The sequence below is a fragment of the Sphingorhabdus sp. EL138 genome, assembly GCF_945862485.1.
In the GTDB taxonomy this organism is placed as follows: Bacteria; Pseudomonadota; Alphaproteobacteria; order Sphingomonadales; family Sphingomonadaceae; genus Sphingorhabdus_B.
This window is the reverse complement of sequence record NZ_CAMAYF010000005.1, coordinates 78,065-101,686: the sequence shown is the minus strand read 5'-3', so window position 1 is coordinate 101,686 and position 23,622 is coordinate 78,065. Positions and strand designations below refer to the sequence as shown.

Annotated in this window: 25 protein-coding genes; 9 read left to right on the top strand and 16 right to left on the bottom strand. The window is 57.1% G+C overall.

Annotated features, from left to right (window positions below):
* Window positions 1–21 precede the first annotated feature (21 nt).
* Both Q0O33_RS03925 and aroB read left to right on the top strand, forming a co-directional pair.
* A complete protein-coding gene (locus Q0O33_RS03925) occupies window positions 22–546 on the top strand; it encodes a shikimate kinase (protein ID WP_295496418.1) in 525 nt (174 codons plus the stop codon).
* Window positions 543–1,643: a 3-dehydroquinate synthase gene (gene aroB / locus Q0O33_RS03920; protein WP_295496327.1), complete on the top strand. Its 1,101-nt coding sequence runs from the start codon at window positions 543–545 to the stop codon at window positions 1,641–1,643. Before Q0O33_RS03925 ends, aroB begins: the two co-directional genes overlap by 4 nt.
* 157 nt (window positions 1,644–1,800) lie before the next feature.
* On the opposite strand, the gene Q0O33_RS03915 is transcribed toward aroB, so the two are convergent.
* The 6 genes from Q0O33_RS03915 to radA are packed head-to-tail and all read right to left on the bottom strand — an operon-like array spanning window position 1,801 to window position 5,943.
* Window positions 1,801–2,196: a hypothetical protein gene (locus Q0O33_RS03915; RefSeq protein WP_366048212.1), complete on the bottom strand. Its 396-nt coding sequence runs from the start codon at window positions 2,194–2,196 to the stop codon at window positions 1,801–1,803.
* Window positions 2,130–2,306 carry a hypothetical protein gene (locus tag Q0O33_RS03910; protein WP_295496322.1) on the bottom strand — a complete coding sequence of 59 codons (177 nt, stop codon included), beginning with the start codon at window positions 2,304–2,306 and terminating at the stop codon, window positions 2,130–2,132. The genes Q0O33_RS03915 and Q0O33_RS03910 overlap by 67 nt, the downstream gene beginning before the upstream one ends.
* Before the next feature lie 3 nt (window positions 2,307–2,309).
* Complete coding sequence (locus tag Q0O33_RS03905; RefSeq protein WP_295496320.1) at window positions 2,310–3,590, bottom strand: monovalent cation:proton antiporter-2 (CPA2) family protein; 1,281 nt, start codon at window positions 3,588–3,590, stop codon at window positions 2,310–2,312.
* The gene (locus Q0O33_RS03900) at window positions 3,587–4,018 is read right to left on the bottom strand and encodes an iron-sulfur cluster assembly scaffold protein (protein WP_295496317.1); all 432 of its coding nucleotides are present in this window, start codon (window positions 4,016–4,018) and stop codon (window positions 3,587–3,589) included. Before Q0O33_RS03900 ends, Q0O33_RS03905 begins: the two co-directional genes overlap by 4 nt.
* A complete protein-coding gene (locus tag Q0O33_RS03895) occupies window positions 4,018–4,542 on the bottom strand; it encodes a CvpA family protein (RefSeq protein ID WP_295496314.1) in 525 nt (174 codons plus the stop codon). The genes Q0O33_RS03900 and Q0O33_RS03895 overlap by 1 nt, the downstream gene beginning before the upstream one ends.
* A 36-nt stretch (window positions 4,543–4,578) precedes the next feature.
* A complete protein-coding gene (gene radA, locus Q0O33_RS03890; protein WP_295496311.1) occupies window positions 4,579–5,943 on the bottom strand; it encodes a DNA repair protein RadA in 1,365 nt (454 codons plus the stop codon).
* Between the two features lie 93 nt (window positions 5,944–6,036).
* Here radA and Q0O33_RS03885 point away from each other — a divergent pair, with 93 nt between their 5' ends.
* Window positions 6,037–8,373 (top strand): patatin-like protein, encoded by a 2,337-nt coding sequence (locus Q0O33_RS03885; protein ID WP_295496415.1) that lies wholly within the window; start codon window positions 6,037–6,039, stop codon window positions 8,371–8,373.
* A gap of 30 nt (window positions 8,374–8,403) precedes the next feature.
* On the opposite strand, the gene dnaJ is transcribed toward Q0O33_RS03885, so the two are convergent.
* Both dnaJ and dnaK read right to left on the bottom strand, forming a co-directional pair.
* Window positions 8,404–9,531: a molecular chaperone DnaJ gene (dnaJ, locus tag Q0O33_RS03880; RefSeq protein WP_295496309.1), complete on the bottom strand. Its 1,128-nt coding sequence runs from the start codon at window positions 9,529–9,531 to the stop codon at window positions 8,404–8,406.
* A gap of 69 nt (window positions 9,532–9,600) precedes the next feature.
* On the bottom strand, window positions 9,601–11,508 hold the full coding sequence (gene dnaK / locus Q0O33_RS03875) for a molecular chaperone DnaK (RefSeq protein ID WP_295496307.1): 1,908 nt from the start codon (window positions 11,506–11,508) through the stop codon (window positions 9,601–9,603).
* A gap of 225 nt (window positions 11,509–11,733) precedes the next feature.
* Here dnaK and Q0O33_RS03870 point away from each other — a divergent pair, with 225 nt between their 5' ends.
* Window positions 11,734–12,207, top strand: coding sequence for a copper chaperone PCu(A)C (locus tag Q0O33_RS03870; protein WP_295496305.1), 474 nt, complete (start codon window positions 11,734–11,736; stop codon window positions 12,205–12,207).
* Window positions 12,208–12,304: 97 nt separating this feature from the next.
* Here Q0O33_RS03870 and Q0O33_RS03865 read toward each other — a convergent pair whose 3' ends face one another.
* The 3 genes from Q0O33_RS03865 to hrcA all read right to left on the bottom strand — a co-directional run bounded on the left by Q0O33_RS03865 (window position 12,305) and on the right by hrcA (window position 15,495).
* On the bottom strand, window positions 12,305–13,702 hold the full coding sequence (locus tag Q0O33_RS03865; RefSeq protein WP_295496303.1) for an MATE family efflux transporter: 1,398 nt from the start codon (window positions 13,700–13,702) through the stop codon (window positions 12,305–12,307).
* A gap of 69 nt (window positions 13,703–13,771) precedes the next feature.
* Window positions 13,772–14,347, bottom strand: a complete 576-nt coding sequence (grpE, locus tag Q0O33_RS03860) for a nucleotide exchange factor GrpE (RefSeq protein WP_295496300.1) — start codon at window positions 14,345–14,347, stop codon at window positions 13,772–13,774.
* Between the two features lie 101 nt (window positions 14,348–14,448).
* Entirely contained in the window at window positions 14,449–15,495 is a 1,047-nt protein-coding gene (hrcA, locus tag Q0O33_RS03855; protein ID WP_295496412.1) for a heat-inducible transcriptional repressor HrcA, read from the bottom strand.
* An 82-nt stretch (window positions 15,496–15,577) separates the two neighbouring features.
* Here hrcA and rph point away from each other — a divergent pair, with 82 nt between their 5' ends.
* The 4 genes from rph to Q0O33_RS03835 are packed head-to-tail and all read left to right on the top strand — an operon-like array spanning window position 15,578 to window position 19,081.
* Complete coding sequence (rph, locus tag Q0O33_RS03850) at window positions 15,578–16,291, top strand: ribonuclease PH (protein WP_295496297.1); 714 nt, start codon at window positions 15,578–15,580, stop codon at window positions 16,289–16,291.
* Window positions 16,292–16,349: 58 nt separating this feature from the next.
* Complete coding sequence (rdgB, locus tag Q0O33_RS03845) at window positions 16,350–16,979, top strand: RdgB/HAM1 family non-canonical purine NTP pyrophosphatase (protein ID WP_295496294.1); 630 nt, start codon at window positions 16,350–16,352, stop codon at window positions 16,977–16,979.
* A gap of 37 nt (window positions 16,980–17,016) precedes the next feature.
* Window positions 17,017–18,180: a radical SAM family heme chaperone HemW gene (hemW, locus tag Q0O33_RS03840; protein ID WP_295496291.1), complete on the top strand. Its 1,164-nt coding sequence runs from the start codon at window positions 17,017–17,019 to the stop codon at window positions 18,178–18,180.
* A gap of 13 nt (window positions 18,181–18,193) precedes the next feature.
* Window positions 18,194–19,081: a tyrosine recombinase XerC gene (locus tag Q0O33_RS03835; RefSeq protein ID WP_295496287.1), complete on the top strand. Its 888-nt coding sequence runs from the start codon at window positions 18,194–18,196 to the stop codon at window positions 19,079–19,081.
* Here the strand turns inward: Q0O33_RS03835 and Q0O33_RS03830 are convergent.
* From Q0O33_RS03830 to rsmI, 4 genes are read right to left on the bottom strand one after another with little or no spacing between them, the layout of a single operon-like run.
* Window positions 19,038–19,682, bottom strand: a complete 645-nt coding sequence (locus tag Q0O33_RS03830; protein ID WP_295496284.1) for a DedA family protein — start codon at window positions 19,680–19,682, stop codon at window positions 19,038–19,040. The genes Q0O33_RS03835 and Q0O33_RS03830 overlap by 44 nt on opposite strands.
* Window positions 19,682–20,644 (bottom strand): glutathione synthase, encoded by a 963-nt coding sequence (gene gshB / locus Q0O33_RS03825; RefSeq protein ID WP_295496281.1) that lies wholly within the window; start codon window positions 20,642–20,644, stop codon window positions 19,682–19,684. The genes Q0O33_RS03830 and gshB overlap by 1 nt, the downstream gene beginning before the upstream one ends.
* 11 nt (window positions 20,645–20,655) lie before the next feature.
* A complete protein-coding gene (locus Q0O33_RS03820; RefSeq protein ID WP_295496279.1) occupies window positions 20,656–21,006 on the bottom strand; it encodes a YraN family protein in 351 nt (116 codons plus the stop codon).
* Window positions 21,003–21,833 (bottom strand): 16S rRNA (cytidine(1402)-2'-O)-methyltransferase, encoded by an 831-nt coding sequence (gene rsmI / locus Q0O33_RS03815; RefSeq protein ID WP_295496276.1) that lies wholly within the window; start codon window positions 21,831–21,833, stop codon window positions 21,003–21,005. The genes Q0O33_RS03820 and rsmI overlap by 4 nt, the downstream gene beginning before the upstream one ends.
* A gap of 33 nt (window positions 21,834–21,866) precedes the next feature.
* On the opposite strand from rsmI, the gene Q0O33_RS03810 reads away from it, so the two are divergent.
* Window positions 21,867–23,027, top strand: a complete 1,161-nt coding sequence (locus Q0O33_RS03810; RefSeq protein WP_295496274.1) for a penicillin-binding protein activator — start codon at window positions 21,867–21,869, stop codon at window positions 23,025–23,027.
* Between the two features lie 37 nt (window positions 23,028–23,064).
* On the opposite strand, the gene def is transcribed toward Q0O33_RS03810, so the two are convergent.
* Window positions 23,065–23,622, bottom strand: coding sequence for a peptide deformylase (def, locus tag Q0O33_RS03805; RefSeq protein WP_295496409.1), 558 nt, complete (start codon window positions 23,620–23,622; stop codon window positions 23,065–23,067).

Here is a 23,622-nt window from a genome sequence, read left to right as displayed (position 1 = left end):
CCTAAAAAACGCAAATTTGGCATGCAAGCCGCATTGGTCATTGACCGTCCGGTCGTGCTTGTCGGCATGATGGGCGTCGGCAAAACCAGCATCGGAAAACGGCTTGCTACCTGTCTGGGCACACCCTTTGTCGATGCCGATGACGAAATTGAAAAGGCAGCGGGTTTGTCGATTACCGAAATATTCGCGAAATTTGGTGAGGCATATTTTCGCGATGGTGAACGCCGCGTGATCGCGCGCCTGATCGAAGGCGCACCAAAGGTTATTGCGACGGGCGGCGGCGCGTTCGTCAACGACGAAACCCGCGCGCTCATCTTGGCACGCGCAACATCGATCTGGCTTAATGCCGACGTGCAAGTGCTCGCCGACCGTGTGTCGCGGCGCAACCATCGCCCGTTGTTGAAAGGCAAGGACCCAGTGACGGTGCTGACTGAACTTGGCCAGGTACGTAACCCCTTATATGCCGCTGCCAATCTCCATATCCGCAGCGATACTTCACCGCATGTGCGGACCGTTGAAAATATATTAAAGGCCCTTTCCGCATGACCGTGATATCCGTTGACCTGTCCAACTGCCCTTATGATATTCATGTCCGCGCTGGGTTACTGGCCAATGTCGGCCCTGTTTTGGCGCCTTATGCCCGCGACAGTCGCTTACTTGTCATAACCGACGAAAATGTGGCGCAAGCCGTTCTGCCACAGTTTGAATCGGCCGTGCGCGGCGCGGGCCTATCATGCGTGCATTTCATCCTGCCCGCTGGCGAAGCGGGTAAAAGCTGGGCGCAGTTGGAGCAGTTGACGGACTGGTTGCTGGAACAGCATGTGGAACGCAGCGACCATATCATTGCACTGGGCGGCGGCGTGGTTGGAGACATTACTGGCTTTGCCGCGCATATCATTAAACGCGGCTGTGCCTTTGTGCAGATACCGACGACCTTGCTTGCCCAAGTCGACAGCAGCGTTGGCGGCAAGACCGCCATCAATAGCGCTGCAGGCAAAAATCTGGTTGGAGCGTTTCATCAACCTGCATTGGTCCTCATCGACCCAGAGTTGCTTTCAACCCTGCCCACCCGCCAACTCGCAGCGGGATTTGCCGAGGTGGTGAAATATGGCCTGATCGATGACGCAGCGTTTTTTGACTTTTGCGTGGATAATCTCGACAGCTTTTTTGCAGGATCCCTTGATATCCGTGCACAGGCCATCATCCGGTCCGTGCAGTCGAAGGCACGGATCGTCGCCGCGGACGAAACCGAACGCACCGGTACGCGGGCGCTGTTGAACTTGGGCCACACATTTGGCCATGCCTTGGAAGCCGACACTGGTTTTTCCGACCGGCTGTTTCATGGCGAAGCGGTCGCCGCTGGTATGGCCTTAGCGTTTCGCTATTCGGTGCGGTTGGGCCTGTGCCCTGCAGAGGATGCGGAACGTGTCAGCTCGCTTTTGGAACGGGCTGGCTTGCCAACAACTTTATCCGAAGCCGGTGTTAGCGCCAATGGCGCGGCTTTGGTCGACTATATGCGGCATGACAAGAAAATGAGCGGAGGCACGCTGCCCTTCTTGCTGGCGCGCGGCATCGGACAGACATTTTTGTCCAAAGATGTGTCGCTGAATGACGTTGCCGCGTTCCTCGACAGCGAAGTTTAGGCCGTGAACTCATAAATATCACCTTCACGGCGTCAAAATGGCTTCGATCTCGCAAACAAAATGCCCTTGCAGGCAGAATAACTGCCTGCGGCGGACATTTTACTTCGATATCTTTGCCATTTTGACGCCGTGAAGGTGATATTTATGAGTTCACGGCCTAATCGTCTGCAATCAGAAAGTCGTCGGAGTCATCGCCGCCGAAACTGTGACGCCTTCCGGCATGCATGTCCCCGCTGGTGAACTGCGCTTTTAGGCGGCTGCGGTCACGCCGCCGGAATTCCAAGATAATCTCGTGGATTTTTGCACGATCCGTACCAAAATATTTCAGCGCATCGGCAGACATACGGATCGAGGATTCAAACACTTCACGCATGATGCTAATGCCTTCATCCTGCATCAACAACAAAGCCTGCTCCCGGCCATAAGCCCGCACGAACAATTTTGTCCGCGGAAATGTCTCACGCACAGGCATCAATGAGTCCGCGGTCATGTATCGGTCATCAATGCAGAAGAATATCGCCTGCGCGTCTTTGCCCCCTGCCCGCTGGAGCAAGTCGACGCGGCTGCCATCGCCGTAAAAACCTTGAAGCCAAAGTCCCCGCTGCGGTCGATGGTCTGCGGGTTGATATCAATCAACGTCACCGGACGAGCCGCTGCGCGCATGATCTACGACACCTGTTGCCCGAACCGTCCATGCCCGACGATGATAACATTGGCCTGTGACGCCAATTCAGGGTCATCCAACTGGACGTCATCCTTCCCCTTGCGCGCAGCAAGCTTGCCCGCAAAGATCATCAGGAACGGCGTGGTTGCCATGGACAGCGTCACGACTGCACCGAACAGGCTTGCGGCCTCTGGTTCGATTAACAAGGCCTGCTGCGCGGCGGCGAACAGCACAAAAGCGAACTCGCCACCTTGGCTCAACAGCATTGCCATGATGATCGACGGCTTGTTCTGGAGACCAAAAAACCTGCCAAGTGCGAAGATAACTGCAATCTTTATCGCGACCAAAGCCAGCGCAAGACCCGCGACGAAAAAGGGCTGCGACAAGATAACATCAACATCAAGCAACATGCCAACTGCCAAGAAAAACAGACCCAGTAAGATCGAACGAAACGGATCAATGTCGGCCTCCAACTCATGCCGGTAAGGCGATTCGGCCAACATGACGCCTGCGACAAATGCGCCCAAGGCTGGCGACACGCCAATCGCCTGCATCACCGCGGCGCTGACGCAGACGGTGAATAGGCCCGTGACGATGAACAATTCACGCTCCGAAATCTTGCCGACCAAGCGCAAGAGTGGCGACAGCAAATAGCGTCCGGCCAAGACCAGTCCGGCAATCGCCAGCACGGCGTATAATGCCAACCACCACCCCTCAATCGCGCCTTCTTCGGCTGGTGCGCGCGACAAGGCGGCAACGATGGTCAGCAAGGGAACAATCGAAATGTCCTGAAACAATAATATGGAGAAGCTTTTCTCGCCATAATCGGTTTTCATACGGCCGCGCGATTGCAGCAAGGGCAACACCTGCGCGGTGGACGACAAGGCCAATGGAAGCCCAAGTACTAAAGCGGCTTGCCAGCTAAAGCTTGGCATTGCGAAATGGATGACGGCAAACATGCCGAGGCCGCACAAAATGACCTGCAACGGCCCGAACAGCAGAATGTCACGCCGCAACAGCCACAGCCTGCTCGGCGATAGCTCAAGCCCGACGAGGAACAGCAGCAAGATGATGCCGATTTCGGAATAGGCCAATATCGTCTCTGGCGCGTCAATCAACGCAAGGCCATCCGGCCCAATGGCAATGCCCGCGACCAGATAGCCAAGCACCGCGCCAAGGCCGAGACGCCGAAAAATCAGCACCGCCAATAGCGCCGCGCCGAGCAGTACCACACCGCCCAACATCACATCAGCGACGAGGTGGCGTGATGTTTCTTCCATCATACTTTGTCTTTGACCTGCGCGGCAGCGGCGAGGATCGCGTCATAAGGCAATAAGATCGCGGCATGGCGCGACGGATAATCAGTTGCCGCCGTGAGCAAAGCGAGTTCCGGCCAGCAGCCTGGCATATCGCCCGCCCGCTGTAACGCCTGCGCCACGCCATCGCGCAATGTTGCGATTTCGGTCATCGCTGTGCCAACGGCGTTTTGCGTCAAAATAGCCGCCGATGCTTGTCCCAGCGCGCAAGCATTCGCGCGCAAGGCAAGGGCACATAATATTCCATCGGCGTCGGTGGTAACATCCGCTTGAATGCGGCTGCCGCATAAGGGCGAACGCACTTCTGCGGTGCCGTCGGGGTCTGCAAGGCGATGCCCTACGACCAGAGATGTTGCCAGCCTTAAGATATCCCGATTGTAGAGCGCGGAGTCCATCAGTTCGCGGTTTCGGCGGCACTATCGGCGGTGAGGCGTTGCGCACGCACAAATTCGGACATGGCGTCACCGCTGGCGTTGAGCAACGGATATGTACGCGAACTGGTCATCCATTCAGGTCGCCCTTCACCCGCATCATACACCACATCATATCCCATCACGAAGAGAAGGAAGATGAGCGTTGCGATTATCAGACCCTTGAGCATACCGAAGCCAAAACCAAGAACCCGGTCAATCGGACCAAGCAATGACTTGCGCGTTTTGGCCCCAATCGATTTCGCAATCCATTTACCCAAGGCAAAGATGACGATGACAAGTGCCAAAAAGGCGAGCATGGCCGCGCCAGAGTCAGAGCCCACGGCCTCTGCCAAAGCCGCTGTCGCGGGTGTATGAAACATACGAACGGCCAAGATGATCAGCACCCATGCGATCATCGACAGAGCTTCTTGCAAAAAGCCGCGTAAGAAGCCGAATACTGCCCCGCTGCCCAATAAGAACAGGACAATGATATCAAGTGCTGTCATCTGATCCTATTGCCTTTAAAACCGTTCTAATCAGATTTAGGAGCGTCCCAGCATATGGTCAACGAGATTGGCAAGCGTACGGAACTCTTGCGTGGAAATACCGGCCTGCCCCTGCACCGAAGGCGGCACTAATGCGCGACTAAACCCAAGCTTTGCCGATTCCTTCAATCGCAATGCACCATGGGCCACGGGACGGATTTCGCCAGACAAAGCCACTTCGCCAAAGAGCACTGCATCGGACGGCAATGGCCGTTCAGCCAAAGCCGAAACCAAGGCCGCTGCCACCGCGAGATCGGCAGCGGGGTCGGAAATGCGATAGCCACCTGCGATGTTGAGATAGACCTCAGCGGTTGAAAAACTAAGGCCGCATCGCGCCTCCAGCACCGCCAATATCATCGCAAGGCGGCCACTGTCCCAGCCGACGACAGCGCGGCGCGGTGTCGCTCCACTCGATAGCCGCACGGTCAGTGCCTGAATTTCTACGAGAACGGGCCGTGTCCCCTCCAACGCCGGAAACACCGTTGCCCCCGTAACCTGCTCGGCCCGGTCGGTCAGGAACAAGGCGCTTGGGTTGCCAACCTCGGTCAAGCCTTCTTCCACCATCGCAAAGACGCCGATTTCGTCGGTCCCGCCAAAGCGGTTTTTGGACGCACGCAAAATGCGATATTGATGGCTGCGTTCGCCTTCGAACGACAATACGGTGTCGACCATATGTTCCAGCACACGGGGTCCGGCGATCGTCCCGTCCTTGGTCACATGGCCGACGAGCATCAGCGCCGTGCCGCGTTCCTTGGCAAACCGGATAAGCTCTTGCGCCGAGGCGCGGACTTGGCTGACCGTTCCCGGCGCGCCTTCTATGAGGTCGCTGTGCATAGTTTGTATGGAATCGATGACCAATAAAGCGGGCGGTGCGCCTTGGGCCATCGTCGTCAATATGTCGCGCACCGAGGTTGCGGCGGCAAGCTGCACCGGCGCATCGCCAAGGCCAAGCCGGCGGGCGCGCAAGCGCACTTGGTCGACCGCCTCTTCGCCCGAAATATACGCAACGGCCAAGCCGCGCCGCGCGAGGTTTGCGGCGGCTTGCAACAATAATGTCGATTTACCAATGCCCGGATCGCCGCCAAGCAAGGTCGCTGAACCCGGTACAAGTCCGCCACCCAGTGCGCGGTCAAATTCAGATATACCCGTCGAGGCGCGCTCCGGCAGTGTAATATCCGTATTCAATCCGGACAATTCGACCGCACGGCCGCCCGAATGCAAATGATGCTTCAGCTCAAAAACAGTTGCCTTGGCCTCTTCCGCCAAAGTGTTCCATTCGCCGCAATCGTCACACTGCCCTTGCCAGCGGTTGGATTCAGACCCGCATGCCTGACACACATATTTGCGTTTTGTCTTTGCCATGGCCGATAACTAACAGAACAAATCAAGAACTCAAGATATAAGTGCTCAGTATCAGCGCTTGCGCGCGACGCGGCCTAATGCCACATCATGTCTATGCGCGAAAAAGAACTCAGGCTGGCGCTCATTTGTTATGGCGGGGTCAGCCTTGCCATTTACATGCATGGCGTCACGCGCGAAATTTGGCACATGGTCCGCGCGAGCCGCGCTTTTCATGACGGCGCTCCGCCCGCCCGCCCTAGCGAGATTGTCTATCACTACCTGCTCACCGAAATGTCGCGGGTGAGCGGCGTAAAGTTGCGCGTTTTGACGGACATCATTGCCGGGTCAAGCGCGGGCGGTATCAACGGTATTTTCCTGTCGCAGGCCATCGTCACGGGCCAATCATTGGAGCCCTTGACCGACATGTGGCTGGACATGGCAGACGTCGATGTGCTGCTTGATCCGGATGCCCGCCCGCTGTCGCGATTCACCAAATTTTGGGCAACGCCGATTGCATGGATGGTCTTGCGCCGACGCGGTGGGGCGGTTGAACGGACAGTCGCGAAAGAGGCGCAACAGGAAGTCGCCGCCAAGCTATCACGCTTTGTCCGCGCCCGATGGTTTGCGCCACCCTTTGGCGGGAATGTGTTTTCAAAACTATTGCTCGATGCGCTGAACGCGATGGCGGCGAGCGCCAAAGAAACGCCACTTTTACCGGCAAGTCAGCCGTTGGACTTATTTGTCACGGTAACCGACTATTACGGGCATGATCGGGTGCTGCGCCTCAACAGCCCTGAAGAGGTCACGGAGTCCGAACATCGCATCACCGTCGATTTTTCAACACGCGGACGAACCAACCTCGCCGACATTCCCGAACTGATTTTTGCAGCGCGCGCCACCGCCAGCTTCCCGGGTGCATTTCCGCCCTTTTCTGTGCGCGAACTTGACCGTTTGTTGGCGCGGGAAAATGTTCCATGGCTTGGCCGGCTTGCATTTTTGAAACGCATATTGCCGCAGCAATTTGCCGCCAACGCCGCCGAAGATACGATGTTAATCGACGGATCAGTCTTGGCCAATGCGCCGTTTAATCAGGCGATTTCCGCCTTGCGCAACCGCCCTGCACGGCGCGAAGTGGACCGGCGTTTTGTCTATATCGATCCAAAGCCAGGCCGCCCCAGTTTCCGATTTGGTAAGCGCAATTTGGACGGCACCGCCAAAATGCCACGCAAGCCACCGGGGTTTTTTGCGACGATATTGGGGGCAACGTCCAACATTCCGCGGGAGCAGCCAATCCGCGACAGTCTGGAAAAAATCACAGGCCGTTCGGAGCGGATCGAACGCACGCAACGCGTCATTGATAGCCTGCGTAATGAAGTTGAAGATACAGTAGAGACGCTGCTGGGCAAGACATGGTTCCTCACCCGGCCATCTGCCAGCCGTATGCAAAAATGGCGGCACTCGGCCCAGGAAAAGGCGATTGTTGCCGCCGGGTTCGGTTATCGCGCCTATAGCCATCTCAAAATCACAGGCGTTGTGGACGATATTGTCGCCACCGCGCGCCGTAGCTTGCCCGATGCACCAGACGCGTTTTTCCGGGACTTGCGCGCCGCGCTTTGGGCCGAAATCGGGACGCGTGACCTTGACCATAGGCCGCCGCATAAGGGCAAAGCCACCGCGCGCCAAATTGCCTTTTTTCGCGCACATGACCTGCGTTTCCGCATCCGGCGCTTGCGTTTTATCGCCCGGCACCTGACCGAAGAGGTCGAAAATATCATCGACATGCCGGACGATGATATCACCAAAATGCGCGACGCCATTTACAAATGTCTGGCTCTGTTTCTCGATCTGGAAACGGCGGAGTTTTTAGGGCTGGATTTCGCGATGGCCGCCAAATCAGGCATCGACGACCCCGCGGGTTTGATGGACCATCTCGCGGCGCAACGCGATCTCGTGCGTACCGATGCCAAGGTCGACAAAATATTGTGCGATGCCATGCTGACATTGCCCGATGCGGCACGCCGGATCATGCTGCTCGGCTATTTGGGCTATGCGCTCTACGACATCGCCACGCTACCTTTGTTGCAGGATGAAGGCTTTGACGAATTCGACCCAGTCAAGGTGGACCGCATTTCGCCTGACGACTGCACATCCATCCGCAAAGGCGGCACTGCCGCAACGTTAAAGGGCATAGAGTTCAACAATTTCGGTGCGTTCTTCAGCCGCGCTTATCGTGAAAATGACTATCTATGGGGCCGTTTGCATGGCGCGGAACGGATGATCGATATATTGATATCATCGCTGCCGCCGGGCCATGAATTTTCGGATGACCGCGCGCAAAGCTACAAAAAGCGAGTGTTCCAAGCGATATTAGATGAGGAGCAGGACCGGCTGACGCATATCCAGCCCCTCATGATCTCCTTACGGACCGAGATAGACCAGATTAAGTTCTGACCTTCTATGCCACGGCAGCACAGGCAAAGCCTAATCGGTGATGCCGTCCCAAATGCCTTTCAGCTTGTCAAAAAAGCCGGTTGATTGTGGACATTCTGCACCCGTTTCGGTTTCACGAAACTCGCGCAGAATTTCCTTCTGCCGCGCGGACAGCTTTGACGGCGTTTCAACGTCGATTTGAATGACCATGTCGCCGCGACCACGCCCTTGCAGCACAGGCATTCCAGCCCCGCGCTGCCGAAGCTGTTTGCCCGACTGTATGCCCTCTGGAACGATGATAATATGTTCGGCACCATCGAGGCCCGGAATGCGGATTTCGCCGCCCAGCGCCGCTGTGCTGAAGCTGACGGGCACGCGGCAGAACAATGTTGTGCCGTCGCGCTCGAACACCTTGTGGCGTGACAGATGGATGAAAATGTACAAGTCACCCGCCGCTGCGCCATTTGGTCCAGCCTCGCCCCTGCCTGCCACACGAATGCGCGTGCCTTCGTCAACGCCAGGCGGAATATTTACGGCGATGGTCTTGCGTTCATCCGTACGGCCTTCGCCTCCGCAGGCCCGGCAAGGCGACTCAATCACTTCGCCGCGACCGTGACAGGTCGGGCATGTGCGTTCGACAACAAAGAAACCTTGCTGCGCGCGCACCTTGCCATGACCAGCGCACAGATTGCATCGACGCTTGCCCGACCCCGGCGTCGCGCCACTGCCACTGCACGTGCCGCATGCGGTGGCGACGTCGATGGTTATTTCCGCGTCCTTGCCGTGGAAAGCCTCGTCGAGCGAGATTTCGAGATCATAGCGTAAATCTGCACCACGTGCCGGGCCACGCTGACGGCCGCCAAAGGCGTCGCCAAAAAAGCTTTCGAAGATATCGGAAAAGTCACCAAAGCCAGCGCCGCCTTGGCCACCGCCGCCGCCCATACCACCATTTTCAAACGCTTCTTTGCCGAACCGGTCATAGGCTGCGCGTTTTTGCGGGTCTTTCAGGACGTCATAGGCCTGGCTAATGGCCTTAAACTTCGCTTCGGATTTATCGCAACCTGGGTTGCGGTCGGGATGGCATTCCATCGCAATCCGGCGATACGCGGTTTTCAGCGTCTTTTCATCCGCTGTCCGCTCGACTTCCAACAATTCATAATAATCAATGTCGAGATTCATGAATGACTAACCCCCCGGTCTTTCCGACCGTCGCTGCGTTTCGATAGCGACGGTCGAAAATATGCAACATCAGTCTTTCTTGTCGTCTTCGACTTCGGAGAATTCAGCATCAACGACATTGTCGTCTGCTGGCGCGTCTTCCGATGCGGCATCTGCCGATGCACCGGCGGCTTGCTCTTCCTTATAGATTGCTTCGCCAAGCTTCATCGCGATTTGAGCCAAGGCCGTTGCCTTTTCCTTCATCGCTTCTGCATCGCCACCTTCGATGGCCGTCTTGGTTTCCGCAACGGCCGCTTCGATTTCGCCCTTCAATGCAGCGTCAATCTTGTCGCCATGCTCTTCCAGCTGCTTCTCGGTGGAGTGCACGAGGCTTTCGGCGTTGTTCTTGGCTTCTGCCGATTCACGACGCTTCTTGTCTTCTTCGGCAAAGGCTTCGGCATCGCGGACCATTTGCTCAATATCCGCATCGGACAAGCCGCCCGATGCCTGAATTTTGATCTGCTGTTCCTTGCCTGTGCCTTTGTCCTTGGCCGTCACGCTGACCAGGCCATTGGCGTCAATGTCAAAGGTCACTTCAACCTGTGGCACGCCGCGCGGTGCAGGTGGGATGCCGACCAGATCGAAGTTGCCCAGCAACTTGTTATCTGCTGCCATTTCACGCTCACCTTGGAACACGCGGATGGTCACGGCATTTTGATTGTCTTCGGCTGTCGAATATACTTGGCTCTTCTTCGTCGGGATCGTCGTGTTACGGTCGATCATGCGGGTAAATACGCCGCCGAGTGTTTCGATACCCAAGGACAATGGCGTCACGTCAAGCAACAACACATCCTTGACGTCGCCCTGCAACACGCCCGCCTGAATGGCGGCGCCCATCGCAACTACTTCATCAGGGTTCACACCTGTGTGCGGTTCCTTGCCAAAGAAGTTCTTCACGACGTCGCGCACCTTGGGCATGCGGGTCATGCCGCCGACCATCACGACTTCATCAATGCCATCAGCCTTGATACCCGCATCAGCCAAAGCCTTTTTGCATGGCTCAAGCGTGCGCTTAATCAATTCATCAACCAATTTTTCAAGGTCGGCACGGGTGATGGTTTTCACAAGGTGCTTTGGACCATTTTGGTCTGCGGTAATGAACGGCAAGTTGACTTCGGTCGTCTGTGTGGACGACAATTCAATCTTCGCCTTTTCAGCCGCTTCCTTCAAACGTTGCAGCGCCAGCTTGTCCTTGGTCAGGTCAATGCCCTCAGCCTTGTTAAAATCGGCCGCCAAATGCTCAACGAGCACGCTGTCAAAATCTTCACCGCCCAGGAATGTGTCGCCATTGGTCGATTTCACTTCGAATACGCCATCGCCGACTTCTAGGATCGAAATATCAAAGGTACCGCCGCCAAGGTCATAGACCGCGATGGTTTTGTTATCATCCTTGTCCATGCCATAAGCCAGCGCCGCAGCGGTTGGCTCGTTGATGATACGCAGCACTTCAAGCCCGGCAATCTGGCCAGCATCCTTTGTGGCCTGACGCTGGGCATCGTTGAAATAGGCTGGAACGGTAATGACCACTTGCGTGACGGTTTCGCCCAAATAGGCTTCCGCTGTTTCTTTCATCTTTTGTAAGGTGAAAGCTGAAATTTGTGAGGGCGAATATTCTTCGCCGCCTGCCTTAACCCATGCATCGCCGGTCTTGCCCTTGACGATGCTGTACGGCACGAGGCCCATGTCTTTCTTGGTCAATGGATCATCAAAACGGCGACCGATAAGGCGCTTTACCGCGTAAATGGTGCTTTCCGGATTGGTGACTGCCTGACGCTTGGCGGGCTGGCCAATAAGGCGCTCGCCGTCCTTAGCAAAGGCCACGATCGATGGCGTTGTCCGTGCGCCTTCTGCATTTTCGATGACCTTGGGCTTGCCGCCGTCCATTACCGCAACGCAGCTGTTTGTCGTGCCCAAGTCGATACCAATAACTTTAGCCATAAAAACTTACCCCGAAATTTTAAAAATTGAACTTTACCCTGCCGCATTTCGCACCAGCCCTATCAGGCACTGGGGTTCCGCGTAACGTGACCTTGTAGCGGCGATATAGGTGCCAATTCTCTTGGCACAAGACTTCGGCGTTCCTAGATAGGGAAAAAGTTAAGTGAAAACTCTGTATAGGATGGTCGCACCAACACGCGCACCTGACAGCAAAAGGAGGACGTTATGAACCGACGTATATTCACATTTAGTGCCGCTGCGGCAGCTCTTTTGCTGAGCGGATGCGGCCCGACACCGCAGTTGAAAGTAAAGGAAGCGGTGCTGACCCTGTCGCCTGTCGATAACAATCCGTCAGCGATGCATTTCAACGTCTATGGCGGGCCGGAGGATGTATATTTGCTGCGCGTAAGTTCGCCATCGGCCGTTCGTGTTGAAATGCACGATGTTGCGGTGGACGCAAAAACCGGTGCGGTGACGATGGCGCCTATGGACCGCGTGCTCATTCCGTCTGGAGAGAAAGTCGCCTTCAAAAAAGGCGGCAAGCATGTGATGATGTGGGGCGTCAACCTCATCCCCCGCCGCTTGGGTGTGATTGAGGCCGAATTTCTGTTTTCGAACAATGTCCGCATATTGGTAAAGGCGCGGGTACAAGAAATCGACGGCAGCGATCCGGACGAGAAGAAAGCGATTGATGGGTAAAGGATACGGGCTGGAAACAGAGTGGTGCAGAACGCAATTGTTTCATAATGCCACCCCCAGATTTGTCATCCTGAACTTGTTTCAGGATAACCGCGTGCTAATTTTCTGAAGGCAACAGTCCAAGCCGCCCGCGCAGCGACCACCGCACGAGCATAAGCACGGCGACAATGCCAAGCCCGGTCGCCAAACCAACCCAAATGCCAACGCCATTCCATCCTTGCGAAAACGCCAACCACGCGCCCACACCAATGCCGACCACCCAATAGCCAAAGGCCGCGAAAAGCATAGGCACGCTGGTGTCGTGTAGCCCGCGCAACATGCCCGCACCCACGACTTGTGCGCCATCGACAATCTGGAACAAGGCCGCAATGGCAAGGAAACTGACGGCCAGTCGCACAACCTCTGCATTGGCTGCGGCATCACGGTCAATGAAGAGCGCAATCAGCAACTCGGGCGACAGCCACATCAGTACCGCCATCGCCGCCATGAACCCTGTTCCCATGACAAAGCTGGTCCAACCCGCGCGGCGGATAAGCGCCAGATCGCGCCGGCCATAGCCGATGCCCACACGCACTGTCGCAGCCTGCGCAAGACCCATCGGCACCATGAAAGTCACGCTTGCAACCTGCAGCGCGATGGCATGCGCCGCGACCGAAGCGGTGTCGATTAACCCCATGAGCATGACGGCAACGCCGAAAACGCCGCCTTCCAAGCCCATCGTCACGCCAATCGGCAAGCCCAGTTTCCACAGCGCCCTAAAACGCGGCCAATCACTGCGCCACCAACGCCCGAAGAGATGATATCGCCTAAATTTAGGGTGATAAGTAATCACCGCGACCATGCCCAAAAACATGAATATATTGGCTAATATGCTACCGACGCCCGCGCCGATTATGCCCAAGGCCGGTACACCCAGCTTCCCGAAAATAAGGACATAGTTGAACGCCGCATTGGCAAAAACGCCCAATATGCCGATGACGAGCGACCATAAGGGCTGCTCCAACGCCGACAGGAAATTACGCGCAATAATCAACCACAAAAATGGCAGGATCGACCACATATAGGCACGGACATAGCTTTGCGCTTTGGACGCAAGTTCGGCTTGCTGGCCAAGCGTCAGCAATATGGCCTCTGTCTGCCACAAGAACAGCCAGATCGGGATCATGATCGCAACCGCGACCCACAATCCTTGCCGGAATGTGCGACGGATATCGCGCACGGAATGCGCCTTTGCGCCGCGTTCGCTCGCCATCATCGGCGCCGTTGCGGTAACTAGCCCCATGCAGAAAATCGCCGCGGTCATACACAGGTTGAACCCCAGCGATGCCGCTGCCAACTCAGTCGGCCCAAGCCAACCCACCATCACCACATCAGTCGCGCCAATCAACGACATTGATAAATTGGTTAAGATTAACGGCCAGGCAAGCGACAAGGTCGCGCGAAGTTCATCGCGCCAAGGGGATTGACGGTCCGTGGGGATTGCCGCTGTGGTCATGTGACGCGCTCAATAGCGGAGCGCGTCACCTTGCGCCACCCCTGGCTGATGGTAATGATGCGGGCGGGCTTACTCCGCCGCCTTTGCCACCCCAACCAAGGCAGGACGCAATAAGCGGTCCTTGATCATATACCCTGCCTGCATTTCGGCGACGATGATGCCCGGTGCGACATCGGCGCTGGGAATTTCAACCATCGCCTGATGCTGATTGGGATCCAGCGGCATGCCCATAGCGGCAATGCGCGTAATGCCGTTTTTGGTAAAGACGCTGTCCAGTTCGCGGCCCGTTGCTTCAAGACCAATGACGAGCGGTTTCATCGCTTCGCTTTCCCGCATTTCAGCGGGGATCGCTTCCAAGGCGCGCGATAGATTGTCAGACACCGACAGCACATCGCGGGCAAATCCCGTTGCGGCATAAGCGCGCGCGTCCTGCGCCTCTTTTTCCATACGGCGGCGCACATTTTGCGTTTCGGCCTGCGCGTATAAAACCTCCTGCTGTGCAGCGGCGAGCGCTTCTTCCAGCACCGCAATCTTTGCATCTGCAGCGTCGGTAGCCTCTGGCGTATCGTCTTTCATATGCTCTGGCACGCCTTCAAGTTCGTTTTCTACAGCGGGATCGGCTGCGGCTGATTTCTTCTTTGTCATAAACTTGATTAACCCATTTACGTTGCGACTGCATGGTCGTTTGTTGCTGCTCGCATATAGAAAGCAATTTTAATTCATCAACCCGCGCATCATTTCTGCGTTCACGGCCTTATTAAACGGCTCAGCGCCTGCGCGGTAAAGTCGACCATGGGCACAATGCGTGCATAATTCAGGCGGGTCGGGCCAATGACGCCAATGACGCCGACGACCTTGCCGCCTGCCTCCCGATATGGCGCGGCGATGACCGACGATCCCGAAAGCGAGAAAAGATTATTTTCCGAACCAATAAAAATCCGCGTCGACTGCGCCTCACGCGCGCTATCGACCAGCCGCGCGATTTCTTCTTTGCTCTCAAGCTCGTCTAACAATTGCCGAACGCGGTCGAGGTCTGCCGCCGCTGCATCGTCAATCAAGTTCGACTGCCCACGCACGATGAGTACTGGCCGGTCATTGGCATCAAGCGACCAAATGGCGAGGCCGTCACGCACCAGTTTTTGGCTGGCCACATCAAGCTCCGCCTTTTCGGCCCGAATTTCGCTGTCGAGGCGCTCCAACGCTTCCGATAGGGTCAAGCCAGACAGGCGCGCCGAAATATAGTTCGCGGCCTCCACTAACATGGATTCACTGATTGCCGGGTCTATCGATACCAGCCGGTTTTCAACGCTATTGTCGGACCCGACCATGATCGCGAGCACTTGAGATGCGGACAGGCGCGCAAAGCTAAATGCCTTTAGGACCGCGTCCCGTTTTGGCACCAAGACGATACCGGCGCAGGCAGATAGGCCCGACAGTACCGACGTCGCAGCCGCCAGCGCCTCTTCAATCGGTCCATCGCCGCGGATTTGCGATTCAATCGCGCGTTGTTCTTCGGCTGAAGGCTCCGCCGATTGCATCATGCCATCGACGAACAGGCGCAGACCGCTCTCGGTGGGCACGCGTCCGGCGCTTGTATGCGGAGAGGCGAGATAGCCCGCTTCCTCCAAATCCTGCATGACATTGCGGATGGAGGCAGGGGACAGGTTCAACCCTGCGAATTTGGAAACTGTCCGCGAACCCACCGGCGCGCCATTGTCCAGATAGCTTTCCACCACCATCCGGAAAATGATGCGTGTCCGGTCATTCAGTTCGTTGATGGGTGTTTGGTTCACCGTGACTGTGTAGCGCACCGCGCACTTGCAAAGCAAGCAGGGCAGGCTATGGCAGCCGCCAATCTATCATCAGGAGACTATCATGCGTCCATCCGGCCGTGCGCCAGACGAAATGCGCGCCATTTCGATTGAAACCCATTTCACCAAACATGCCGAAGGTAGCTGCCTTATCGGTTTTGGCGATACAAAAGTGCTGGTCACCGCCAGCGTCGAAGACCGCATTCCACCATGGTTGCGCGGCAAGGGTGAAGGTTGGGTCACGGCGGAATATTCGATGCTCCCCCGCGCCACGCATACGCGCAGCCAGCGCGAAGCTGCCAAAGGCAAGCAGTCCGGACGAACCCAAGAAATTCAGCGCCTTATTGGCCGCTCTTTACGTTCTGTCGTAGATTTGAAGAAGCTGGGCGAGAACCAAATTACGATCGATTGCGACGTGTTGCAAGCCGATGGCGGCACACGCACCGCCGCGATTTCGGGCGCGTGGGTTGCCTTGCGCTTGGCCGTCAATGGCTTGGTTGCGTCAGGCGCGATCAAGGAAGATCCGATCAGCGGACGGGTTGCTGCCGTAAGCTGCGGCATCTTCAAAGGCACGCCCGTTTTGGACTTGGATTATATCGAAGATTCCGACGCCGATGCCGATGCAAATTTCGTTCTGATCGAAGGTGGCCAGATTGCCGAAGTGCAAGCCACAGCCGAAGGCGCGACCTATGACGAAGAAGGCCTGCTCCGTTTGCTCCGCCTTGCGCGCATGGGAACCGACCGGATTTTCGCCGCGCAGGCCGACGCGGTTAAGTAAGGAACCATCGCTCCAGTATAAGCTGGGGCGACGGATTTTGTTGTTAGAGGCAAGCCTGATGAAACATCGCAAACTCGAACCCGGCAGGCTGGTCATTGCCAGCCATAATGCGGGCAAGGTCCGTGAAATCCGCGCCTTGCTTGCGCCTTTTGGTATCGAACCGGTGTCGGCGGGCGAACTTGGTCTGCCTGAACCCGACGAGACGGGCACCAGTTTTGCCGAAAATGCGTTGCTGAAGGCCCATGCCTCCGCGCAAGGTTCCGGCCTTCCGGCGCTGGCCGATGACAGCGGCCTATGCGTTGCCGCTTTGGGCGGTGCGCCGGGGGTCTACACGGCCGACTGGGCGGAAACGCAGGTCTTCGAAGGCGGACCGGGGCGTGATTGGTATATGGCAATGGGCAAGGTTGAGGGCAAGCTGGCCGAACTTGGCCCCGACACCGACCGGAGCGCCTATTTCATATGCACTTTGGCGCTGGCATGGCCCGACGGGCATCAAGAGATTTTCGAAGGCCGTGTGCAGGGTAGCCTAACATGGCCACCGCGCGGGTTGCTTGGCTTTGGCTATGACCCTGTGTTCGTTCCCGAAGGCCGCAGCGAGACCTTTGCCGAATTGGATCCGCAAGAGAAACACGCGATGAGCCACCGCGCGGACGCGTTCCGCAAATTGGTTGCGGCGTTGTTTTCTTGATCGTCTTTCGCGGACATAGCGAAGTGGGTTAAGAGAATTGGTGCCTGCCCCACTCGCCCTTTACATCCATTGGCCATTTTGCATTTCCAAATGCCCTTATTGTGATTTCAACAGCCATGTCCGCGACACGGTGGACGACGCCGCGTGGTGCGCGGCATTGCTGACGGACATGGCCTATGAGGCGGGGCGCATAGCGGATCGGAAATTGACCTCCATCTTCTTCGGCGGCGGGACGCCATCATTGATGCCGCCATCAACCGTCGCCGCATTGATTGCAGCGGCAGAACGGCATTGGGGTTTTGCCGACGATATTGAAATCACATTAGAAGCGAACCCGTCTTCGGTGGAGGCGGCGCGTTTCGCGGACCTGGCTGCGGCAGGCGTCAACCGCGTATCGCTTGGGCTTCAGGCACTGGATGATAAAGCGCTGACGTTTTTGGGCCGCGCGCACTCGGTTGCCGAGAGCCTCGATGCCTTGGCGATTGCACAACGCCATTTTGGCCGCGTGAATATTGACCTGATTTACGCGCGCCCCGAACAAACCGCTACCCAGTGGGCGGCAGAGCTGCAACGCGCCCTTTCTTTCGGCACCGACCATATGTCGCTGTACCAGCTTACCATTGAACCCGGCACGCGCTTTGAAACCTTGGTGCGCACGGGCCAATTCATCCCCGCCGACGATGATGATGCCGCGACCTTATATAAACTGACCGGACAGATGACGTCCGCCGCAGGCATTCCAGCCTATGAGATCAGCAACCATGCCCGCCCCGGCAGCGAAAGCCGCCATAATCTTAGCTATTGGCGCTATGATGACTATATCGGCATTGGCCCCGGCGCGCATGGACGGCGGCTGCACGCTGCAACAGAGCGCCATAAAAAGCCCGAGAATTTCTTGTCCGCCGTTGATCGTAACACCCACGGCATCAGCAGCGAAGACCATCTTGATGCGGCAACGCGCGCTACCGAAAGCTTGTTGATGGGATTGCGGCTGGCGGAGGGTGTTGACCTTGGCCGCCTATCGCAAAAGACGGGCATCGCCGCCGCCGACTTGCTGGACATGGATGCGGTCGACAAAATCGCGCGGCTTGGCCTGATTAGCCGCGAAGACCACCACGTCACCGTCACACCGCAAGGCATGCCATTGCTCGATGCCATCTTGCCGCAAATAGTAAAACTTGAGGCGGATGCCGCCGCCTGATAGCAATGCGGACATGTCGTCCTTACTTGCCGAATATCTCGCGTTTCTGACCGACAACCGCCGAATGTCGCCGCATAGCGTGCGGGCTTATTATGCAACGGCAGATCGGCTGGCGGGATTTCTGCAGTTGCATTGGGGTAATGACGTCACCCGCGTCACGCTACACAAGATATCATCGGCCGACATGCGTGCCTTTTTGGCCGACCGGCGCGGTGATGGCCTCACCAACCGTTCAACAGCGCGCGAACTGTCCGCAGCGCGCCATTTCTTGCGCTTTGCCTTGGGCGATGATGTCACTTTGCCGGTTATGAAGGGGCCGCGTGTGCAGCGCAGCCTGCCGCGTCCGGTAAACCCCGATGATGTTCTGGCACTCGCCGATGACGTCGCCGAAAATGCAAAAGACGGCTGGATCGGCGCGCGCGATTGGGCGTTGCTTTTGCTGCTCTATGGCAGCGGCCTGCGCGTTAGTGAGGCGACTGGCCTGATGGGCGACATATTGCCGCTTGGCACTACGTTGCGCGTCACGGGTAAGCGCAACAAGACACGCATCGTGCCCTTGCTGGCACAAGTCCGGACAGCCATGCAGGAATATCTCGCTTTGTGCCCTTATGCGACCAGCGCGGACCAGCCATTGTTTCGGGGCGCGCAAGGCGGGCCATTATCGCCCGCATTGGTGCGGCGCGCGGTGCAAGGCGCACGCACGCGATTGGGCCTGTCGGACCGGACAACGCCGCATGCCTTGCGCCACAGCTTTGCCACGCATTTGCTGGCAGGCGGCGCGGACTTACGCAGTCTGCAGGAATTACTGGGCCATGCCAGCCTGTCGTCGACGCAGGTTTATACGGCTGTCGATACCGCTATGCTTTTGGATGAGTATCAGAACGCACATCCAAGGGCTTAGGCACAGGGTTCGGCTTCCAGCGAACAAGCCGCCAGACATAGGTCAACACGATCCCTGCGATGACTAAGGTCGAAATTGGCCCAAGCCATTTTTCAACATCATCGAACTGGGATCCCAAGAAATAGCCCGCGCAGGCCAAGGCCGCGGTCCATCCGGCGGTTCCGATAGTCGAGAAGATCATGAACCGGCGAAACGTCATGCCGAACAAGCCAGCTGGTATCGAAATGAGCGACCGCAAAGTGGGCAGCATCCGCGCAATCAGTACGATGATTGATCCATGCGTGCGGAACAGCCTTTGGCCACGCTCCACCTCATCCCAATCGAGCGTCAACCAACGGCTGTAGCGGTCGATGAAGATTTGCATCCGTTTTTCGCCAAATTTGAGGGCCACCCAATACCAGATCCAATTGCCGAGCATCGCACCCGCCGTGCCCGCCGCAATAGTGCCCGCAAGATTCATGGTCCCGCGCGCCGACGATACACCAGCCACGGTCATGATCACTTCGGACGGGATTGGGGGGAATATGGTCTCAAGCAGCATGAGCAAAGCCACGCCCCAATAATGGCCCCATTCGACCAAGCGAATGATCCAATCTTCCATTAGTTCTTCTCCGAAAGTCTGCGTTCAATCGCGTCGAGAATGCGCGAGGGTGTATCCGTGCCATTAAAACGATCAATCGCGACAATGCCCGTGGGCGATGTCACGTTGATTTCGGTCAGCCATTTGCCGCCAATAACATCAATGCCAACAAATATAAGGCCAAGCTCCTTCAAACGCGGCCCCATAGCCATGCAGATCTCAAGCTCGCGGCTGGTAAGCTGCGTCCACTCCGCGCTACCGCCTACGGCCAAGTTGGAACGGAACTCGCCTTCGCCCGGACGACGGTTGATCGCGCCCGTCACTTCGCCGTCGATCATAACGATCCGTTTGTCGCCCAGCGCAACATCGGGCAGGAACGGCTGCACCATATGCGGTTCGGGCCATGTGTTGTTGAACACCTCAAACAAGGCGCCCAGGTTGCTGCCGTCGGCATCAATGCGGAAAATGGCTTTGCCGCCATTGCCGTGCAGCGGCTTCACCACGACGGCGCCATGTATTTTTTGGAAGTCGCGCACTTCGTCCGCCGAACGGGTGATGATCGTCGGCGGCATAAACTGCCGATAATCGAGCACCATCACTTTTTCCGGTGCGTTGCGGACGCTGGCGGGGTTGTTGACCACCAATGTCTCATGCTCGATCCGCTCGAGCAAATGGGTCGCGGTGATATAGCCGACATGAAAGGGCGGGTCCTGCCGCATCAACACCACGTCAATATCTGCGCCCAAATCAATCTTCTTCGGCGCACCAAAGCGATAATGCGCGCCTTCGACGCGTTGCAGGTCATGCACCGGATGCGCCCATGCCGTCAGCCGGTCATGGGCATCGAGCGTCAGCGTGCCTACATCATAATGCCAGATATCATAACCGCGCGCCTGTGCGGACAGCATCAGCGCGAAGCTGGAATCGCCATTGATGTTGATACCGTCCATAGGGTCCATCTGGACCGCCATTTTGATTGCCATTTCGCCAGTTCCTATCCGTGCCAGACATTTGGCAAATGCTTAGGGAAACGCCAAGGCGCAACCATAATCACATCAATCTGCATATTTTCACATTCTTTGCCGTATTTGGACAAGAGAATTTCCGCAGCGGCGGCCACACGGCGCAACCGACTGGCGTCAATCGCGGTGGCAAGGTCAACGGCTTTCGTGCGTGCCTTTACCTCAACAAAGGCAATGCTTTTGCCGCGCCGTGCGATTAAGTCCACCTCGCCGCGCGGTGTTTTCACGCGCGCGCCGACGATGCGCCATCCTTTCAGGCGCAGGAACCATGCGGCAATCGCCTCCCCGCGCCGTCCGCGTTTTTCGGCAGCAAGGCGGTTCACTGCGCCTTCAATTCCGTTGCGCGTGCGTAAACGGCATTGCGTTCCAGCCCGAAGCGCTTGGCAATCGCGCCTGCGGCCTTGGCGGCGGACATCGTCTCGAGCGCCTCTTGCAACGCCGCATCGACATCGCCCGTTTCGGTTGCCACATCGTCGGCAGGTGGGCCAATGATCAGGACGATTTCGCCTTTCGGTTCCTGTTCGGCATAACGCGCCGCCAGCTCCGCCGCCGTTCCGGTCACCACCTCTTCAAACTTCTTGGTCAGCTCGCGCGCAACCGCAACTTCGCGGTCGCCATATGTGTCGGCAATGGCGGCCAAGCTCGCGGCCAGACGCGGACCAGCTTCGTAAAACACCAATGTAGCCTTAATCTGCCCCAGCTCCATCAATGTCTCGACCCGCGCCTTGGCTTTATTGGGCAGAAAGCCAGCGAACAAAAACCGATCGGTCGGCAGGCCACAGATTGACAAAGCGGCCGTCACGGCACTTGCCCCCGGAATGGTAAACACCGGCACGCCAGCGTCACGGGCTGCGCGAACCAGCTTATATCCAGGGTCGGAGATTAAGGGCGTGCCCGCGTCCGATACCAAGGCCACCACACCGCCCCGTGCCGCGGCGACCAAAGACTCCCGCTCGATACCCCCGCTATGGTCGTTGTAGCGGCGCATTTTCTTTTTAATGCCAAGGTGATGCAGCAATTTGCCGGTGACGCGGCTGTCCTCAACCGCGACGATTTCTGCGGCTTTCAGAAGCTCGATTGCCCTGTGCGATATATCTGCAAGGTTGCCGATGGGGGTCGCAACGACATATAAGCCTGATTCGAAAGTCATCGGAATATGTAGTTTCTTCCCAAGGAACCCAAAATGAGCGCAACCATTGCCGCAACGCGGGCCCAGCCGCAAGCTTTAGCAGGCCAATTCAAAAAGCTGTTGGTGTTGGCATCCATCATCATGCTGGCGGCCTGTAGCACAGTCCCACGCAGCAAAGCGCCGCCTGTGGTCGCCGAACCGTCCGATGGCATGCACCGTGTTGCGCTTCTGCTGCCCGTGACTGGCCCTGACGCCGAAGTGGGGCAATCAATTGCCAATGCTACGGAACTGGCGCTTGCCGATACCAAAGTTACCAATATCCGCATGGTGACGTATGACACAGGCCTTGGTGTGGCCGCCGCAACGCAGCGCGCGATTGTCGATGGCAACAAGGTCATCTTGGGTCCATTGCGCGGAGACAATGTGATTGAGGTCGCAGAAATTGCTCGTCCAGCAGGCGTGCCTATTATCAGCTTTTCCAATGATGTCGGCGTTGCCGGACAGAATGTGTTCTTGCTTGGCCATTTACCGAACCAGTCGATTGAACGCGCGGTGCTGTACGCCAAATCAAAAGGCATGAACCGCTTTGCTGCTGTGGTGGCATCCAATGTTTACGGACAACGGGCGCAATCCAATATCACGACTGCCGTGCGCGCAGCCGGCGGCGTGTTGGTGGGCATTCAGGAAACAAACGGAACGGCTGCGTCCGCCGAAGCCGCCGCCCGACGTCTGGCACAGATGGGCGCTATTGACGCCATCTTGGTTGCCGACAGCGGCCGCGCAGCCATAACAACCGTGCCTGCCTTGCGCCGTGGCGGATTGCGCACGGCCAAAATTTTGGGGCCGGATTTGTGGAATATCGATGGGTCGCTTGCGGGTAGTGCACCCATGTATGGCGCGTGGTTCGCAAGTGTATCGGACACGCTCTACACGCAATATGCGGCCAAATATCGTGCCCGTTATGGCAAGGCGCCCTTGCGCTTGTCGAGCCTTGGCTATGACTCAGTGTTGCTGGTCGCCCGACTCGCCCGTGACTGGCGTCCGGGAACACGCTTTCCCGTCGCGCAACTGACCGATCCGCAAGGCTTCATTGGCGTTGATGGGGCGTTCCGGTTCAACACCAATGGCCTGACTGACCGTATGCTGGAGGTGCAGGAAATTCAGGCGGGCAAGTTTGTAACGGTTAGCGCGGCCCCGTCACAGTTCGCAAAATAACGACACCCCGCCTGGGACGGGGTTTCAACTTACTGTATCAGTGGCGGCAATCGGGCCCATGCACATGACCGCCGCCCATTTTGCGGGCCTTCTCGATCTTCTTCAACACCATTTGACGCTTTAGACGCGACAGATGGTCGATGAACAATATGCCTTCCAGATGGTCCATTTCATGCTGCAAACATGTCGCCATCAGGCCCGTCATAGTTTCTTCATGCACCTTGCCGTCTAAATCCTGCCAGCGGGCGCGGATTTGGGCGGGGCGCTCAACTTCGGCATATTGGTCGGGGACGGACAGGCAACCTTCATTATACAGGCTATGTTCGCTGGACGGGTCGAGGATTTCAGGGTTCACAAACACGCGCGGGTTGCGAACGGGCTCTTCACCTTCGGCTTCCTCTTCCTGCAAGTCGATCACCAACAGGCGCTTTGGCACGCCTACTTGGATGGCCGCCAAACCAATGCCGGGCGCAGCATACATGGTCTCGATCATGTCATTGACGAGCGTTTTTAAATCGCCGTCGAAGCTCTCGACAGGTTTCGAAATAGTTTTCAGCCGCGGATCGGGCACTTCAAGAATAGGTAATATGGCCAT